The sequence below is a fragment of the Streptomyces sannanensis genome, from assembly GCF_039536205.1.
GTDB classification, from domain to species: domain Bacteria; phylum Actinomycetota; class Actinomycetes; order Streptomycetales; family Streptomycetaceae; genus Streptomyces; species Streptomyces sannanensis.
In genome coordinates this window covers 5,002,778-5,020,996 of the sequence record NZ_BAAAYL010000001.1, presented here as the reverse complement: position 1 = coordinate 5,020,996, position 18,219 = coordinate 5,002,778, and the positions used below count along the sequence as shown (strand labels likewise).

Below are 18,219 nucleotides of genomic sequence, written 5' to 3'. Positions count from 1 at the left end.
GACAGGCATAAATCCTGATCAGGATTCATCCTTGGCCAGGCGTGGGATACCGGCCGCACGGTACGCGGCCTGCTCCTCGAGGGTCTCGTTCTCCAGCAGCGCCTCCGCCAGGGCGTCCAGCCTGTCGTGGTGCTCGCGCAGCAGGCTGCACGCCTTGTCGTAGCACTCGTCCACGATCCGCCGCATCTCGCTGTCGACCCGGTCCAGCGTGACCGGCGCCGCCGACAGGCCGTACGCCTGCTGGGCATCGCTGGGTATGGCCGTGAGGCGGCCGACGCGCTCGCTCATCCCCCAACGCCCGACCATGCCCCGCGCGATACTCGTGACCTGCTCCAGATCGCTCTCCGAGCCCGTCGTGACGACCCCGTAGACGACCTGCTCGGCCGCCATGCCGCCCAGCGCGCCGATGATCCTGCCGCGCAGATACTCCTCGGTGTACGCGTACTTGTCCGCCTCCGGCGTGGACAGCGTGACACCCAGCGCCCGGCCCCGCGGCACGATGGTGACCTTGCGCACCGGGTCCGCGCCCGGCTGGAGCATCCCGAGCAACGCATGGCCGCTCTCGTGGTAAGCGGTGCGGCGGCGCTCCTCGGGCGGCATCACGAGCGGGCGCTCCGCACCGAGCTGGACCTTCTCCAGGGCGTCGGAGAGATCGGACTGGGTGACGTACGACCGCTGGCGCTTGACCGCGAGGAGTGCGGCCTCATTGGCGAGGTTGGCGAGATCCGCCCCGGTCATGCCCGGAGTCGTACGGGCGACATGGGTGAGGTCGACATCGTTCGCCAGTGGGATCTCACGGGTGTGGATCCTGAGGATCGCCTCGCGCCCGCCGCGGTCGGGCGGGGAGACGTTCACGATCCGGTCGAAGCGGCCCGGGCGGGTCAGCGCGGGGTCGAGGACATCGGCGCGGTTCGTGGCGGCGACGACGACCACACCCTCGGAACCGGTAAAACCGTCCATCTCCGTGAGGATCTGATTCAGCGTCTGCTCGCGCTCGTCGTGCCCGCCCATCGCGGCGCCGCCGCCGCGCATCCGCCCGATGGTGTCGATCTCGTCGATGAAGATGATGGCCGGGGCGACCTTGCGGGCCTCCCCGAAGAGCTCCCGCACCCGGCTCGCCCCGACCCCGACGATCATCTCTATGAACTCGGACGCGGACGCGGAGAAGAACGGCACCCCCGCCTCCCCCGCCACCGCCCGCGCCAGCAGCGTCTTGCCGGTGCCCGGAGGACCCGCGAGCAGCACCCCGCCAGGCATCCTCGCGCCCATGCGGCGGTACGCGTCGGGATGCTTGAGGAAGTCGACCACATCGTCGAGCTCCCCCTTGACCTCGTCGATCCCCGCCACGTCGGCGAACGAGGTGCGCCTGCCCTCGAGCAGCTCCACGGGCCTGGGCGGCGCCTTGCGCCCGAGCATGCCGCCCATCGCACTGCCCACCCGCCGGCTGATGAACACCCACAGCGCGACCAGCAGCACCATCGGCGCGAGCGACAGCATCAGATTGGTCAGGAAACTGTGCTCCTGGACGACCGGCTCGGCCGTCACCGTGACGTTCTTCTTGGTGAGTTCGGACCAGAGCTTGTCGTCCGCGAAGGAAGGTCGCTGGGTGGTGAACTTGACGTACTTCTCCGTGCCGCCGGACAGCGACTGGGAGGTCTTGAACTCGCCCTGGATCGCGTCGCCCTTGGAGTAGATCTTCGCGACATTGCCCGCCCCGACCTGCTTGCTGAACTCCGTGTACGAGATCGCCTTCTCGTTGCCCTTGGTGACCTGCGCCACCACCAGGTTGGCGAGCAGGAAGACGACCACCGCGGCGAGGACCAGCCCCACCCAGCCACTGGGCATCCGCTTCTTCGGCGGAGCCGGCGGAGGAGCGCCCTCGGAACGCCACGGCTTGTCCGGGGTCTGGCGCGGCGGGACAGGGTTGGTCACATTCCGGACGTTACGCCATATAAGCGAAGTGGGCACCCCCTCCATTGACAGAGGGGGTGCCCACCTGGCTTCGTACCGCGACGGGCGTCAGCCCATGAACTTCTTGAACTCCTCCGGGAGCTCGAAGTCCTGCCCGTCCTGCCCGGTCGGCAGCCCGAACGCGCCGCCCGCCTGCGCCTGCTCCCGGCGCGCCGCGGCGGCCGCCTCCTCCGCCTTGCGCTTCATCGGGTTGCCACTCTTGCGCTTGCCCTTGGCCTGCTTGACCTGCTTCTTCTGCCGGCCCGGGCCGCCACCCATGCCCGGGATGCCCGGCATGCCCGGCATACCGCCGCCCTGGGCCATGCGCGACATCATCTTGCGAGCCTCGAAGAACCGCTCCACGAGCGACTTCACCGCGCTGACCTCGACACCCGAACCCTTGGCGATACGGGCACGGCGCGAGCCGTTGATGATCGTCGGGTCCTGCCGCTCGGCCGGAGTCATCGACTTGATGATCGCGGCGGTACGGTCCACGTCCCGCTCGTCGAGGTTGTTGATCTGCTCCTTGATCTGCCCCATGCCGGGCAGCATGCCGAGCAGCTTCGAGATGCTGCCCATCTTCCTGACCTGCTCCATCTGGGACAGGAAGTCGTCGAGCGTGAACTCCTTCGGCCCCTTCGCCAGCTTGGCCGCCATCTGCTCGGCCTCGGCCTGGCTGAAGGTCTTCTCCGCCTGCTCGATCAGGGTGAGCAGGTCACCCATGTCGAGGATGCGGGACGCCATACGGTCCGGGTGGAACGCGTCGAAGTCGTCCAGCTTCTCGCCGTTCGACGCGAACATGATCTGCTTGCCGGTGACATGCGCGATGGACAGCGCGGCACCACCGCGGGCGTCGCCGTCCAGCTTGGACAGCACGACACCGTCGAAGCCGACACCGTCACGGAAGGCCTCGGCGGTGTTGACCGCGTCCTGACCGATCATCGCGTCGACGATGAACAGGATCTCGTCCGGCTGCACGGCGTCGCGGATGTCCGCGGCCTGCTGCATCATCTCCTGGTCGATACCCAGGCGGCCGGCGGTGTCGACGACGACGACGTCGTGGACCTTGGTCCGCGCGTACTCGATCGAGTCCTTGGCGACCTGGACCGGATCACCCACGCCATTGCCCGGCTGCGGGCCGTAGAAGCCCACACCCGCGCGCTCGGCGACGATGCTCAGCTGGTTGACGGCATTGGGTCGCTGAAGGTCACAGGCGACGAGGAGCGGGGTGTGCCCCTGGTCCTTGAGCCACTTGCCGAGCTTTCCGGCGAGGGTGGTCTTACCGGCACCCTGCAGACCCGCGAGCATGATCACGGTCGGCGGCTGCTTGGCGAAGCGGAGGCGGCGGGTCTCGCCACCGAGGATGCCGACCAGCTCCTCGTTGACGATCTTCACGATCTGTTGGCTCGGATTCAGAGCCTTGGAGACCTCGGCACCGGAAGCCCTCTCCTTGACCTTGCCAATGAAGGCCCGGACGACGGGAAGCGCGACGTCCGCCTCGAGCAGCGCGATACGAATCTCACGTGCCGTGGAGTCGATGTCCTCAGGGGAGAGCCGGCCTTTGCCTCTGAGGTTCTTGAAGGTCGCGGAAAGGCGATCGGAGAGGGTATCGAACACGGCGGTCGCGGGTCCTCAGTGGTCGGGGGCAGAGACAGTCGTCCTCCAGAGTATCCGGACCGGAGACGAAGACGCCCTCGCCGGTCGGATTCGACCGGCGAGGGCGTGAACCCCGCGGTGGCGGGGACCAGGTATCGCCGCCGAGCATCGTGACGAGCTCGTCCGGACCACACCCGCGTGGGCGGGGAGCATGCATTGCCGATCTTGACGACCTGCTGTGCAGGCGGATCATCCCCCGCTGCGGCGGGGAGCACGCGATGTTCAACGACTCGCGGCGGCGGGAGTCACGGTGCCCCCGGGTCGGCCCGGCTGCCGCTCGGGACGGGCTGCAGCCGGGCCACCACCGGTCTGTGGACGCCGTCGGTGTGGCACCGACCACGTGGGAACCGGTGCCGAACGAGACCCGCACGGGTGGGGCGGCAGGCAAACCCGGCCCAGCCGCCAGGCCACAGCCGCGCATGCACACCGGCCCGCGAACCGCCGACGGCGAGGGCCGTCCCCGCGGGGCACTCGTACCGGACCCCCGGCCCGCAGCCACAGACCAGCGTCAGCGCAGGGCCGCCTCCAGGGTGCGGGCCACCCGTGACGCCTCCTCCGGGGAGAGGGGGGCGCCGTCCAGCCCGGTGACATAGAAAGCATCCACCGCGTTCGCGCCCAGCGTGGACACGTGCGCGCTGCGGACTCGGACCCCGGCGCCCTCCAGGGCCCGGCCGATCCGGTGCAGCAGCCCGGGTGCGTCCTGGGCTCGGACCTCGATCACCGTGGCCAGGTGGGAGGCCGAGGGGACGGCCGTGACACGTGGGGGCGGGGCCGGGACGCCTCGGCGGCGGGGATACGCCGCCTCGCGTTCGGCCAGGCGGGACGGGACGTCCAGGGAGCCCTCCAGCGCGCGGACGAGGTCCGCGCGGAGCCGGGCGGCCTGCGGCAGGGACCCGTACTCCGCGGCGACCCGCCAGTCGAGGAGGAGCACCGCGGCACCACGCTCCACGGCCTCGGAGAGGTCGAGGACGCGGAGTTCCGCGGCTCGGACCGTCAAGCGGTGCAGGGCGAGCACTCCGGCCGCCGCGGGCAGGACCCCCGGCTGGTCGGGAACGGCGATCAGGAGCTCGACGCCGACCGGCTCGGGCTCGGTGCCCTCGGTCCGGGACCGCAGGGCGAGCACGGGACCGCCGGTGCGGTACGCCTCCACCGCGAGGCGCTCGTGTTCGGCGCCGGGCGCGGCGGGCTGGGGGGACGGCGGCTCCTGGCCCGCGAGGACCCCGCCGACACGCTGGACGAGGTCGGCGACGAGCTTGCCGCGCCAGGAGGACCAGGCGGCGGGCCCGGTGGCGAGGGCGTCGGCCTCGGTGAGGACATGGAGGAGTTCCAGGGTGCCCACGGACTGCACGGCCTCGGCGACCGAGCCGATCGTCGCCGGGTCGTCCAGGTCGCGGCGGGTCGCGCTCTCGACGAGGAGGAGGTGGTGTCGTACGAGGGTGGCCACCACGTCCACGTCATGGGCATCGAAGCCGATGCGCGCTGCCATGTCGCGGGCGATGACCTCGCCGGTCACCGAATGGTCGCCGGGCCATCCCTTGCCGATGTCGTGCAGCAGCGCGGCGACGAGGAGGAGGTCGGGGCGGGTGACACGACGGGTCAGGGCGGAGGCGCGTACCGCGGTCTCGACGAGATGCCGGTCGACGGTCCAGGTGTGGACGGGGTTGCGCTGGGGACGGCAGCGGACCCGTTCCCAGCCGGGCAGCAGCCGGGTGATCAGGCCCTCCGCCTCCAGGGCCTCCCACACCGGGACGGTCCACTCCCCCGCGCCCAGCAGCATGACGAGCTCCTCACGGGCCTCGGCCGGCCAGGGCACGGGCAGCGGGCGCACGGCGGCCGCGAGGTGGCGCACGGCGTGCAGGGACAGCGGAAGGCCGGACCTCGCGGCCGCCGCGGCCGCCCGCAGCGGGAGCACGGGGTCGCTTTCGGGGCGGGCGATGGGGGTCCCCCCTGCTCGAGCGAAGCCGAGAGCTTGGGGGAGGGCGAGGACGACCTCGCCCTCCTGCTCGACCACGCCCTCGGCGAGCGGGGCCCGCTGAGCCACGGGCCGGCTGCCGCCGCGTAGTCCGCGCAGCCGGGGCCGCGCCGAGCGGGAGCGCAGCACCCTGCCGACCTCGCGCCAGGTGACGTCGGAGGCGTACGAGACGGTACGGGCGGCCTCGTACACCTGCCGCAGCAGCGCATCGGCGTCGAGCAGCTCGAGTCCGGCGGCCACGGAGTCCTGCTCCTGCAGGGCGAGCCGGTCGGTGGCCCGCCCGGTGGCGAGGTGCAGGGCGTCGCGTACGTCGAGCAGGACACGCCGGGCTTCGGCGAGGCCCTCGCGGGGGGCGTCGGCGAGCCAGGAGGCGGCGACGGCCCGAAGGGCGGTGGCGTCCCTCAGTCCGCCGCGGGCCTCCTTGAGGTCGGGCTCCAGCAGGAAGCGCAGTTCGCCCTGGCGGGCGGCCCGTTCCCGGCACAGCTCGGCCAGCTCGGGGAGCCGTTTCGGGGCCTGGTCGCGCCAGTCGGCGAGGACGGCGGTGCGCAGCCCCGCGGTGAGGCCGGGGTCGCCGGCGACATGCCTGGCGTCAAGGAGGCCGAGGTGTGCCTTGAGGTCCTCGCCCGCGGCCCTGCGCGCCTGGACGGGGGTGCGTACGGAGTGGTCGAGGGCGAGGCCGAGGTCCCACACGGGGTACCAGATCCGGTCCGCCAGGGCGGCCACCGCGTCGGCGTCGGCGCTGCCGTCGTGCAGGAGCAGCAGGTCGAGGTCGCTGCGCGGGGACAGCTCGCCCCGTCCGTATCCGCCGACGGCGATCAGGGAGGCTGCGCACACCCCGGCCTCGCGGGCGGCCTCGGTGAACAGGCCGGTGAGCCAGGTGTCGGTGAGCCGGGCAAGCGCGGCACGGCGCGGCGGCCCGGACCGTGCCTTCTCCTGCAGGAGGCGCAGCCGGGCCGCCGCGTAGCCGCCGGGTCCCGAATCTTCCGTTCCGGTCGTCACATCAGCACTCGTCACGCGGTGCTCCTTCGGCTCGCTCGCGGGCTCCCTACAGCGCGTCGGGGCCGCGTTCGCCGGTGCGGACTCGGACTGCCGTGTCGACGGGGACGCTCCACACCTTGCCGTCGCCGATCTTGCCGGTGCGGGCCGCCTTGACGATGACGTCGATCAGTTGTTCCGCGTCGTCGTCCTCGACGAGGACCTCGATACGGATCTTCGGGACGAGGTCGACGGTGTACTCGGCGCCCCGGTAGACCTCGGTGTGTCCGCGCTGGCGGCCGTATCCGCTGGCCTCGGTGACGGTGAGGCCGTGGATCCCGAAGGCCTGGAGGGCCTCCTTGATCTCGTCCAGCCGGTGCGGCTTCACGACTGCGGTGATGAGCTTCATACGTCCACCTTCTTGTCCGTCTGCGGTGCGGTCGCGGCGGTCCCGGCCGGGTTCGGCGCGGACGGGGCCTTGCGGGGGGCGGTACCGCCGCCGGCTCCGCTGAATTCGTAGGCGGTCTCGGCGTGTTCGACCTGGTCGATGCCGGAGATCTCGTCGTCCTCGCCGACGCGCATGCCGATCGTCCTGTCGAGGACGAAGGCGAGGACCGCGGAGACGACCAGGGAGTAGCCGAGGACGGCGAAGACGCCCGTGGCCTGCTTGCCGAGCTGTTCGAAACCGCCTCCGTAGAAGAGACCCTTGGCGTCGGACTGTACGCCGCCGGTGGCGAAGAGGCCGACCAGCAGGGAGCCGATGACACCGCCGACGAGGTGGACGCCGACGACGTCGAGGGAGTCGTCGTAGCCGAACCTGTACTTGAGGCCGACGGCCATGGCGCACAGCAGTCCGGCGACGGCGCCGATGGCGATGGCGCCGAGGGGGGAACAGGAGCCGCCGGAGGGGGTGATGGCGACGAGGCCGGCGACCGCGCCGGAGGCGGCGCCCAGCGTCGTGAAGGCGCCGTGGCGGATCTTCTCGTAGGCGAGCCAGGCGAGCATCGCGGCGGCGGTGGCGACCTGGGTGTTGACGAACATCGCCGCGCCGACGCCGTCGTCGTTGCCCAGCCAGGAGCCGGCGTTGAAGCCGAACCAGCCGAACCACAGCAGGCCGGCGCCGAGCATGACGAGTGGCAGGCTGTGCGGGCGCATCAGGTCCTTCTTGAAGCCGACGCGCTTGCCGATGACGAGGATCACGCCGAGGGCGGCGGCGCCCGCGTTGATGTGGACGGCGGTGCCGCCCGCGAAGTCGATGACGCCCATCTCGAAGAGCCAGCCGCCCGCGCCCCACACCCAGTGCGCGACGGGGAAGTACACCACGGTGGCCCAGAGGGTGATGAACAGCGCCCAGGCGGTGAACTTCACCCGGTCGGCGAGGGCACCGCTGATCAGCGCCGGGGTGATGACGGCGAACATCAGCTGGAAGACCGCGAAGACGAAGACGGGAATCGTGTAGCCGTCCCACAGCTGGTCGCGGCCGATTCCGCTGAGGCCGACGAAGTCCGGCGTCCAGCCGATGAGGGAACCGATGTCGGTGCCGAAGGCGAGGCTGAAGCCGTACAGCACCCACAGCAGGGTGACGATCCCGAGGCTGATGAAACTCATCATCAGCATGTTGAGGGTGCTCTTGACGCGGACCATGCCTCCGTAGAAGAAGGCGAGTCCGGGCGTCATGAGCATCACCAGCGCGGAACAGATGAGCATGAACCCGGTGTTGGCGGCAGACAGCTGTGGTGCCTCTGCGGCCAGGGTGATGCCTGGGGGCATCGGCGTCTCCTCGTCGTCGGTACGGCCCGTGCGGGGACTCGGGGGACGTGCGGATGGGGGCGCCCCGGACGGAGTCCGGGGGAGGTGGGCCGGTTGTGCGCCAGAGATTCGCGCAGCGCGGTTTCCGACGATGCCGCACGGTGTTTCGCCGTAGTGACGAAGAGGTGGGGCGTGTTACGTCGCCATGAACTGCCGGATCAGGGCCGTGGTCCCGCGTACCCTCCGCCGGATGTGAGCCGGCCGCGCCGGCCACCCGGTTGACCTGGCATGGGGGAGCCGAGTCGGGCATCACGGGGTGGCAGGCGCGGCCGGGGTTCCTGGCGGTTCGGATCCTGGCGGCCCGGACTCTGTTCGGCGGAGGCTCAGACAGCCTCGGCGGTTTCGGGCAGTTGTTCGGTGAGCTCGTCGGTGAGACGTCTGATCTCAGCGACATCGCCGAAGTCCCGGGCGACGGTGTCGACGGTCTTGCGCAGACGCGTGTTGACACGTTCGGAGCGTATCTGCCGGGCGACGGTCAGCGCCCGCTGCGACAGGACCGTCGACTGCTCGGGTTCCCGTTTGAGGAGGTGCACGGTCGCCATGCCGATGAGGTTCAGGGCGTACGAGCGCTGGTGCTCCTCGTCCTTGGCGAAGAGTTCCACCGCGCGCTCCATGACGGGCTCGGCGAGCGAGGCGTAGGTGGGGCTGCGGCCGGCCACATAGGCCAGGTCCCGGTAGGAGTGGGCGTTCTCGCCGTTGAGCTCCGCCTCGGAGAAGAAGCGGATCCAGTCCGGCTCGGGTTCGCCGTCGAGGCCGACGTCGGCGAAGGTGTCCTCGGCCATCCGCACGGCCCGCTTGCACTTGCTGGGCTGGCCCATGTTGGCGTAGGCGCGGGCCTCCATCGCATACAGCATGGCCTGGGTGCGGGCGGTGGCGCAGTCGCGACTGCCGTACTGCGCCAGGTGGATGAGTTCCAGTGCGTCGTCCGGCCGCCCCAGGTGGATCATCTGACGGCTCATGCTGGAGAGGATGTACGAGCCGAGCGGCTTGTCCCCGGCCTCCTTGGCGGCGTGCAGGGCGAGCACGAAGTACTTCTGGGCGGTGGGCTGCAGGCCCACGTCGTAGCTCATCCAGCCGGCCAGCTCGCCGAGTTCGGCGGCGACCTTGAAGAGCCGCTTGGCGGTGGCGGGCGGCTGCGGCTCCTGGAGCAGGTCGGTCACCTCGTGCAGCTGCCCGACGACCGCCTTGCGGCGCAGGCCGCCGCCGCACTGCGCGTCCCACTGGCGGAACATCGCGGTGGTGGTCTCCAGCAGCTCCAGCTCCGGCGGGGACAGCCGGGACGGCCGCCGCGCGGCGGCCGCGGTCTCGGCCGGGCCGGCCGCCCCGCTCTCCCCGGAGGGGGCGGGCACCAGCCAGCGCTGCATCGGCTCGATGAGGGCGGGCCCCGCGGACAGTACCAGCGAGGTCCCGAGGAAGCCGCGCCGCGCCAGCATCAGGTCGCTGCGCGAGAAGTCGCTGAGGAGCGAGACGGTCGCCGGGCCCGCCCAGGGCATGTCGACACCGGACGCCGAGGGCGACTGGTGCGCCGTACGCAGTCCGAGGTCCTCGATCGTCACGACGGCGCCGAAGCGCTCGGAGAAGAGTTCGGAGAGGAGGCGCGGAATGGGCTCGCGCGGCTGCTCGCCGTCCAGCCAGCGTCGTACCCGGGAGGTGTCGGTGCTGATGTGATGAGCACCGATCTGACGTGCCCGGCGGTTCACCTGCCGGGCGAGTTCGCCCTTGGACCAGCCGCTGCGCACGAACCACGAGCCGAGCTGCTCGTTGGGGCGCTTGCCGGCGTTCGTTCCGCTTGCCCCGCTGCCGCTCACTGAACGCCCCCATCCCGCTGAAGCATTTTTCGAGCGAACCCTGTCCAGGATGCCGCTCGCCACGACCGGTGCCCCTCGAACGGGAAACCGGTTTGCCTGTGGCATACCCACGAGCAAAGACAGCTCCAGGGTTCGTGTACCGAAAGTAACCCCCCGAGCACCGCTCCGGCGAGGGCGATTTCAGAAACGCCACCATTCGCCACCCCTTCGAATGAACTCCGCCACTGCCCGAAGCGATTCACTTGACTACGTCAATCAGGAGTCGGCGGAGTGGTGTGCGCCAGGGGCGCGCGGTGCGCAGCACACCACCCCGGGAAGACCGAATGTCATGGAATGACTCCGTACCGTAACCACCGGTGAGTCGGACCCGTTGGAGGGGGCATGGGCTTCACGATCGGCGGCATCCGGGAGATGCGGTCCGGCTCACGGCGTCGCGGCCGCGCCGCGGAGTGCACGGTGGTGGCCGAGTACACCGGACTGTGGGGCTGGGATGTGGCCCCCGGGGCCAAGGCGGCGTCCGGGCAGTGCACCTGCGGCGATTCGGGCTGCGCGTCCCCGGGCACGCACCCTCTGCACTTCGCCCCCGTGGTGCCGGCGGGCGCCACACTCGACGAGGCCGCCGAGGCGTGGGCCCAGGTGCCCGGGGCGTCGGTGCTGCTCCCGGTCGGCCGCAGTTTCGACGTCATCGACGTCGCGGCCGCGGCGGGCCGTCGGGCGCTGGTCCGCCTGGAACGGATGGGCCTGCCGCTGGGCCCGGTCGCCGCGACGCCGGACGGCCGCGCTCAGTTCTTCGTCGCGCCCGGCGCGGCCGCGGAACTGCCGGCGCTGCTGTACCGGATGGGCTGGGACGACGCGGGGCTCGACCTGCACGGTCTGGGGCCCGGCGCGTACATCACGGCCCGCCGTCCGATCTGGCCGGCCTCGGGCCTGTCCGCTGGCTGCGCGCCCCCGCGCTGGACACGGCGGGCCGCCCCCCGCAGGCCCGGCTGCTGCTGGGCACGCTCGCGTACATCTGCCACCGGTGGGCGAGGTAGCACCACGCCGCACGCGGGGCGGGCCGCAGTGTCCGTCCTCGTACACCTCCCACGACGGAAACGCCCGGCCGCATCTGATCCTCTCCACGCGCCCCTCGCACTGCCCGGCCGCAGGCGGCCTCACAGGCTTCGGGCCGCTGCGCCGGACTCCGTCCGCCGGCACCGCGGATCAACGCAAGCGCCCGGCCGCATCCGCGGCCGGGCGCTTGCTCACCCTCGTACACGTACGAAGCGCGTGGCGTCAGTCGCCGATCAGCGCGTCGACGAAGGCCTCCGGCTCGAAGGGGGCCAGATCGTCCGGGCCTTCGCCCAGGCCCACGAGCTTGACCGGGACGCCGAGCTCGCGCTGGACCGCGACCACGATGCCGCCCTTGGCGGTGCCGTCGAGCTTGGTGAGCACGATGCCGGTGATGTCCACGACCTCGGCGAACACACGCGCCTGCACCAGGCCGTTCTGGCCGGTCGTGGCGTCGAGAACGAGCAGGATCTCGTCCAGCGGCGCGTGCTTCTCGACGACGCGCTTGACCTTGCCGAGCTCGTCCATCAGGCCGGTCTTGGTGTGCAGCCGGCCCGCGGTGTCGATGATCACGGCGTCCGCGCCCTCGGCGATGCCCTCCTTGACCGCGTCGAAGGCCACCGACGCAGGGTCGCCGCCCTCGGGCCCGCGCACCGTGCGCGCGCCGACCCGCTCGCCCCAGGTCTGGAGCTGCTCGGTCGCGGCGGCACGGAACGTGTCCGCGGCGCCGAGGACGACCGACTTGCCGTCCGCGACGAGGACGCGGGCGAGCTTGCCGGTGGTGGTGGTCTTGCCGGTGCCGTTGACGCCCACGATCATGACGATGCCCGGGGTGTCCAGGTCGCTCTCGGTGTTCAAGGAGCGGTCGAAGTCCGTACCGACGAGCGTGAGGAGTTCCTCGCGCAGCAGGGAACGCAGTTCCTCGTGGGTGCGGGTGCCGAGCACCTTCACGCGCTCGCGGAGCCGCTCGACGAGCTCCTGGGTCGGGGTGACGCCGACGTCGGCGGTGAGGAGGGTGTCCTCGATCTCCTCCCAGGTCTCGTCGTCGAGGCGCTCGCGGGAGAGCAGGGTGAGCAGACCCTTGCCCAGGGTGCTCTGGGAGCGGGCGAGCCTGGCGCGCAGCCGGATCAGGCGGCCGGCGGCCGGCTCGGGGATCTCGATCGCGGGAGCCTCGGGAACGGCCGGAGCCGGAGGCTCCTCGAGGGCTACCGGGGTGCCGGCCTCGGGGAGGCCGACTTCTTCGATGGTCCGGCGCGGTTCTTCGCGCGGTGTCTCCGCCTCCTCGCCGACATGCGGCTCTGCGGGCGGAGCGGTGATGGTCGGCGCGCTCGGAGGCGGGGCGGGCGGCAGCTGTTTCTTCCTGCGGCTGCTGACCACGAGTCCGCTGATGACGCCGATCGCGACCAGGGCGATGACTACAGCAAGGATGACGAATTCCATAACTCGTCCAGTATGGCGTGACGCCAGCCCAGGTGGTTCGCTCCCATTGTGGGGTATGTACCCCTGTGGGCCGGGCTGGTCCGCCGTCCGGCCCAGTACCGACGAAAAGCCCGCTCAGGTCGGAGTCACAACGCTCCCAGTATCGGATGGAAACGAAACGCACGGGAAGCGCCCGGCCACAGCCGGAACACGCACTGCCCCGGCTCGGGGGACGAGCCGGGGCAGCCGTGGAAAGAGGAGAGGGGCAGCGGGGTTTCAGCCCATCTCCTCCAACGCCTTGCCCTTGGTCTCCCTCACACAGAAGAGCACGAAGGGGATGGAGAGCACGGCGAAGGCCGTGTAGATGACATACGTGCCGGAGAGGTTCCAGTCGGCCAGACTCGGGAAGCTCGCGGTGATGGCCCAGTTCGCGACCCACTGCGCGGAGGCGGCCACGCCGAGGGCCGCGGCCCGGATCCGGTTCGGGAACATCTCACCGAGCAGCACCCAGACGATCACGCCCCAGGAGAGCGCGAAGAAGAGCACGAACACATGGGCGGCGATCAGGGCGACCAGGCCGTTGGTGTGCGGAAGCCTGCCGTTGACGAGCTCGGCGTTGAAGGCCCAGGCCTCCAGCGCCAGCGCCAGCGCCATACCGGTCGAGCCGATCAGGGCCAGCGGCTTACGGCCGATCCGGTCCACGAGGAGCATCGCGATGACGGTACCGATGATGTTGATGATCGACGAGGTGAACGAGTACAGGAACGAGGCCGACGGGTCGATGCCGACCGACTGCCACAGCGTCGCGGAGTAGTAGAACACCACATTGATGCCGACGAGCTGCTGGAAGACCGACAGGCCGATGCCGACCCAGACGATCGGCAGCAGACCGAAGCGCCCTCCGCGCAGATCCCTGAACGTCGACCTGTGCTCGCTGCGCACCGCGTACTCGATCTCGAGCACGCGCTGGTCCAGGTCGACCTCGTGCCCCTCGACCTCGGCGAGGACTTCCTTCGCACGGCTGTACTCTGCGATCGAGATGAGGTAGCGCGGGGACTCGGGGATCGCGAACGAGAGCAGGCCGTACACCACGGCAGGGACGACCATCACTCCGAGCATCCACTGCCAGGCCTCGAGACCGCCGATCACTCCGCGCTGTTTTCCGCCCGCGAGGTCGAGGATGCCCCAGTTGACGAGCTGGGAGACGGCGATGCCGGTGACGATCGCTGCCTGCTGGAAGGACCCGAGCCGGCCGCGGTAGGCGGCAGGGGCGACCTCGGCGATATAGGCCGGGCCGATCACGGATGCCATACCGATGGCGAAGCCGCCGACGATCCGCCAGATGGCGAGGTCCCACAGGGCGAACGGCAGTGCGGAGCCCAGCGCGCTGACGGCGAACAGCACCGAGGCGATCCGCATGCAGCGGATGCGGCCTATCCGGTCGGCGATCCGGCCGGCCGTGGCCGCACCGATCGCGCAGCCGATCAGTGCGATGGCGATGACCTGGGCGAGGGTGGCGGATCCGATGCCGTACCGGTCGCGGATGGCCTCGACCGCGCCGTTGATCACGGCACTGTCGTAGCCGAAGAGGAAGCCGCCCATGGCGGCGGAGGCGGCGATGAAGATGACACGGCCGAGATGTTCCGGATGCGCCGCACGTCCACCGGTCGGTGCCTGGTTCGATGTGCTGGTCACGGTGGTACTCCTGCGTGAAGGGCGAGCACTTCCAGTGGGGCACAGCTCGACCTCGGCCACCACCTGACGTCAAAAGCGACATCGCAGAGACTATGCCTTCACATACCTAAGTCAAGAAGCAGTCGATATCGATAAAAAGCCCACCACACTCGCCGGACGTTCAACTTATGAAGTGAATTTCAGCGGAGTCGCTGGCTGATGACCTTGGAGACGCCATCGCCCTGCATCGAGACGCCGTACAGCGCGTCGGCGACCTCCATCGTCCGCTTCTGGTGCGTGATGACGATCAGCTGCGAACTCTCCTGGAGCTCCTGCATGATCCGGATCAGCCGCTGGAGGTTGGTGTCGTCCAGCGCCGCCTCGACCTCGTCCATCACATAGAACGGACTCGGCCGGGCCTTGAAGATCGACACCAGCAGCGCCACGGCGGTCAGCGAACGCTCACCGCCGGAGAGCAGGGAGAGCCGCTTGACCTTCTTGCCCGGCGGACGCGCCTCGACGTCCACCCCCGTGGTGAGCATGTTGTCGGGATCAGTCAGGACAAGCCGGCCCTCGCCGCCCGGGAAGAGCCGCGAGAAGACCCCTTCGAACTCCCGGGCCGTGTCCCGGTACGCCTCGGTGAAGACCCGCTCGACCCGCTCGTCGACCTCCCTGACGACCTGCAGCAGATCGGCCCTGGTCTTCTTCAGGTCCTCCAGCTGCTCCGCGAGGAACTTGTGACGCTCCTCCAGCGCCGCGAACTCCTCCAGCGCGAGCGGATTCACCTTGCCGAGCTGCTGATACGCCCGTTCGGCCGCCTTGAGCCGCTTCTCCTGTTCGGCCCGTACGAACGGGCGCGGCACGTCGCCCCCGGGTGCCTCGCCCTCGGCCGGCGGCGAGGGCGGCACCGGCTGGTCGGGGCCGTACTCCGCGATCAGTCCGGCCGGCTCGACGCCCAGCTCCTCCAGTGCCCTGGTCTCCAGCTGCTCGATCCGCAGCCGCTTCTCGGCCCCCAGGACCTCGCCCCGGTGCACCGAGTCGGTCAGCTTGTCCAGCTCGCCCTTGAGGTCGCGGTCCTGGTCACGAGCCATGGCGAGGTCCCGCTCGCGCTCCGCCCTGGCCGCATCGGCCGCGGTGCGTTCCTCCTCCGCCCGTACGAGCGACACCTCCACATGGGCGAGCAGCTGCCGGGCGCCGGCGGCGACGCCGGCCGCGACCTGCACCTCGTAACGCAGCCGGGCGCGCCGCTGCTCGGCGCGTGCCCGTGCCTCGCGCTCGGCACACGCGCCCCGGTCGAGCGCGTCGGCCCGGCCCGCGAGCGCCTTCATCCGCTCCTCGTGGGTACGGGCCTGGAGGCGGGCCTCCATCTCGGTCTGCCGGGCGTTGGCTCCGTCGGCGGCGAGCCGGTCCCGTACGGAGGTGTCCGGCTCCTCCTCGGCCGGGGTCTCCTCGGCCACCAGCAACCGCTCGGTCAGCTCCTCGGCCTCCTCGGTCGCCCGCTCCAGCGCCTCCTGGGCACGGGCGGCCGCCGCGGTCGTGCGTTCCGCCTCGCCCGCGGCGCCCCGTGCCTGACCGGCGAGCCGGCCGAGCTGCTGGGCGACCGCGGACTTCTCGCGGTCGGCGACCCTGCGCCGCTCGCTCAATTCCTCGACGAGCGCGGCGCACTCGGTGCGGCGCTCGCCCGCGTGGTGCTGCGCCGCGGCCAGCTCCTCGCACCGCACGGCCAGTTCTGCCAGCTCGCCGGCGGCCTCGTCGACCGAGGCCTGCACCTCGAGCAGGCTCGGCGCCCCCGCGGATCCGCCGTGCGCGACGTGCGCGCCGAGGATGTCGCCCTCGGCGGTGACGGCGATGAGCTCCGGATGCGCGGCGACGAGATCCTCGGCGTCCTCCAGGGTGCCGACGACGACCATGTCGCGAACGAGTCTGCGAACGGCGCGCATGAGTTCGGGGGGACCGCTCACCAGGTCGGCGACGCTCGGGTGCGGTCCGGGCGCCCCGGCCCGGCCGGTGTCCGAGGACGGGCGCTCCGGCTCACTTGAGGGAGAACGCCGCCCGGCCGGCAACAGTGTCGCCCGGCCCGCGTCCTGTTTGCGGAGGAGGCGGATCGCTTCCGCGGCCGTGGACGGGTCCGTGACCGCGAGCGCGTCCGCGGCCGTGCCCAGGGCCGCCGAGACCGGGGCCTCGAAGCCCGGGGTCACCGTGAGGAGTTCCGCGGCCGGGCCGAGCAGGCCGGTCAGCCGGTCGCGGGCGGCCAGCAGGGCGCCGCTGCCGTCCTTGCGGCGCAGGCCCAGGGCGAGAGCGTCGTGGCGGGCGGCGACCGCGGCGCGTTTGCGTTCGGCCGCGGTCGCCGACTCGCGGGCCGCCGTGAGCGCCGACTCGGCCTCGGCCAGGGCGTGCCGCGCCGCCTCGTTTCGCTCCGCGAGCTCCGCGTCGTCCGCGTCCAGGCCGTCGACCTCGGCCTTGAGCTGCTCGTACTCCTCCTGGGCCCGGGCGGCCCGTTCGGCCGCCTCGTCGCGGGCGGTGGCCAGCCGGTCGATCTCGGCCTGGGCCGAAGCGGCCCGCGAACGCGCGGCGTTGACCTGGCCCTGCAGCCGGGCCAGGCCCTCGCGCCGGTCGGCGATGGCGCGGGCGGCGTCCTTGAGACGGCGTTCCTCGGCCGCCAGTTCGCGTTCCAGGTCCGCCCGGTGGGCGACGGTGTCCTCCAGGGCCCGCTGGGCGGCTTCCACCGCGGCCTCCAGCTCCGCCTCCTGTTCGCGGACACGGGCCGCCTCGCGCTCCATGTCCTCCGGGTCGCGACCGCGGCGTTCCTCCTCGGGAGCCGTGGTGGCGCTCTTGACCCGGGCGTCGGCCAGCGAGACCGTACCGCGCACCCGTTCGGCCAGCTGGGACAGCTCGTACCAGGTCTGCTGAGCCCGCTGCAGGCGCGGCGCGAGACGCCGTACCTCGTCCTCCAGTTCGGCTTCGCGTGTCAGGGCGGCCTTCAGCTCGGCCTCCGCCTTCTCCTTGCGCTCCTTCAGCGCGGCATCGTCGGCGATCTCGGCCTTCAGCGCCTCCTGCAGCCGCATCAGGTCGTCGGCGAGCAGCCGGAGCCGTGTGTCGCGCAGATCGGCCTGGATCACGGCGGCCCGGCGGGCCACCGCCGCCTGCCGCCCGAGCGGCTTGAGCTGGCGCCGCAGCTCGTCGGTCAGGTCCTGTACGCGCGCCAGGTTGGCCTGCATCGCGTCGAGCTTCCGCAGCGCCTTCTCTTTCCGTCTGCGGTGTTTGAGGACGCCCGCGGCTTCTTCGATGAAGGCGCGGCGCCCCGTCGGATCGGCGTGCAGTACGGAGTCCAGCTGGCCCTGGCCGACGATGACGTGCATTTCGCGGCCGATGCCGGAATCGGAGAGCAGTTCCTGGATGTCGAGCAACCGGCACGTGTCGCCGTTGATCTGGTATTCGCTGCCGCCGTTACGGAACATGATCCGCGTAATGGTGACTTCGGCGTACTCGATGGGCAGCGCACCGTCGGAATTGTCGATGGTCAGAGACACCTCGGCGCGGCCGAGCGGCGGCCGCCCGGTGGTGCCGGCGAAGATAACGTCCTCCATCTTGCCGCCGCGCAGCGACTTGGCGCCCTGTTCGCCCATGACCCAGGAGAGCGCGTCCACGACATTGGATTTGCCGGAGCCATTGGGGCCGACGACACAGGTGATTCCGGGTTCGAACCGCAGGGTCGTGGCGGAGGCGAAGGATTTGAAGCCGCGCAGGGTCAGGGCCTTGAGGTGCACGCCGCCGGACTCTACCGCCCTCCCTCCCCCGCTCTCGGCTCCGCTCGAGCGGGAGGTTCCCCCATCCATGTGCGGTTTCACCCATCAAGGCGCAGGGCACATCAGACGGTAAAGGAAGCGCTACGGGGCGGTAGGGAAT

At 71.0% G+C, this 18,219-nt stretch carries 9 protein-coding genes and 1 pseudogene; 1 reads left to right on the top strand and 9 read right to left on the bottom strand.

Annotated elements, in window-relative coordinates:
- Positions 1 to 18: 18 nt before the first annotated feature.
- The 6 genes from ftsH to nsdA all read right to left on the bottom strand — a co-directional run bounded on the left by ftsH (position 19) and on the right by nsdA (position 10,170).
- A complete protein-coding gene (gene ftsH, locus ABD858_RS23560; RefSeq protein ID WP_345040900.1) occupies positions 19 to 1,932 on the bottom strand; it encodes an ATP-dependent zinc metalloprotease FtsH in 1,914 nt (637 codons plus the stop codon).
- Between the two features lie 87 nt (positions 1,933 to 2,019).
- Entirely contained in the window at positions 2,020 to 3,567 is a 1,548-nt protein-coding gene (ffh, locus tag ABD858_RS23555; RefSeq protein WP_345040898.1) for a signal recognition particle protein, read from the bottom strand.
- A gap of 547 nt (positions 3,568 to 4,114) precedes the next feature.
- Positions 4,115 to 6,592 (bottom strand): [protein-PII] uridylyltransferase, encoded by a 2,478-nt coding sequence (locus tag ABD858_RS23550; protein WP_345040896.1) that lies wholly within the window; start codon positions 6,590 to 6,592, stop codon positions 4,115 to 4,117.
- 31 nt (positions 6,593 to 6,623) lie between these two features.
- A complete protein-coding gene (locus ABD858_RS23545; protein WP_345040893.1) occupies positions 6,624 to 6,962 on the bottom strand; it encodes a P-II family nitrogen regulator in 339 nt (112 codons plus the stop codon).
- Positions 6,959 to 8,323 (bottom strand): ammonium transporter, encoded by a 1,365-nt coding sequence (locus ABD858_RS23540; protein WP_345040891.1) that lies wholly within the window; start codon positions 8,321 to 8,323, stop codon positions 6,959 to 6,961. The genes ABD858_RS23545 and ABD858_RS23540 overlap by 4 nt, the downstream gene beginning before the upstream one ends.
- Before the next feature lie 362 nt (positions 8,324 to 8,685).
- Positions 8,686 to 10,170 (bottom strand): transcriptional repressor NsdA, encoded by a 1,485-nt coding sequence (nsdA, locus tag ABD858_RS23535; protein WP_345040889.1) that lies wholly within the window; start codon positions 10,168 to 10,170, stop codon positions 8,686 to 8,688.
- 381 nt (positions 10,171 to 10,551) lie between these two features.
- Here nsdA and ABD858_RS23530 point away from each other — a divergent pair.
- Positions 10,552 to 11,204 (top strand): annotated as a pseudogene (locus ABD858_RS23530) (bifunctional DNA primase/polymerase).
- Positions 11,205 to 11,445: 241 nt separating this feature from the next.
- On the opposite strand, the gene ftsY reads toward ABD858_RS23530, so the two are convergent.
- From ftsY to smc, 3 genes are all read right to left on the bottom strand, one after another.
- The gene (ftsY, locus tag ABD858_RS23525; RefSeq protein WP_345040886.1) at positions 11,446 to 12,660 is read right to left on the bottom strand and encodes a signal recognition particle-docking protein FtsY; all 1,215 of its coding nucleotides are present in this window, start codon (positions 12,658 to 12,660) and stop codon (positions 11,446 to 11,448) included.
- A gap of 255 nt (positions 12,661 to 12,915) precedes the next feature.
- Entirely contained in the window at positions 12,916 to 14,334 is a 1,419-nt protein-coding gene (locus tag ABD858_RS23520; protein WP_345040884.1) for a sugar porter family MFS transporter, read from the bottom strand.
- A 179-nt stretch (positions 14,335 to 14,513) separates the two neighbouring features.
- A complete protein-coding gene (gene smc, locus ABD858_RS23515) occupies positions 14,514 to 18,080 on the bottom strand; it encodes a chromosome segregation protein SMC (RefSeq protein ID WP_345040882.1) in 3,567 nt (1,188 codons plus the stop codon).
- Positions 18,081 to 18,219: the final 139 nt, after the last annotated feature.

Coding starts and splice junctions, on each gene's coding strand:
- ABD858_RS23545 (WP_345040893.1), bottom strand. CDS start 6,962: ATGAAGCTCATCACCGCAGTCGTGAAGCCGCACCGGCTGGACGAGATC.
- ABD858_RS23540 (WP_345040891.1), bottom strand. CDS start 8,323: ATGCCCCCAGGCATCACCCTGGCCGCAGAGGCACCACAGCTGTCTGCC.
- ftsY (WP_345040886.1), bottom strand. CDS start 12,660: ATGGAATTCGTCATCCTTGCTGTAGTCATCGCCCTGGTCGCGATCGGC.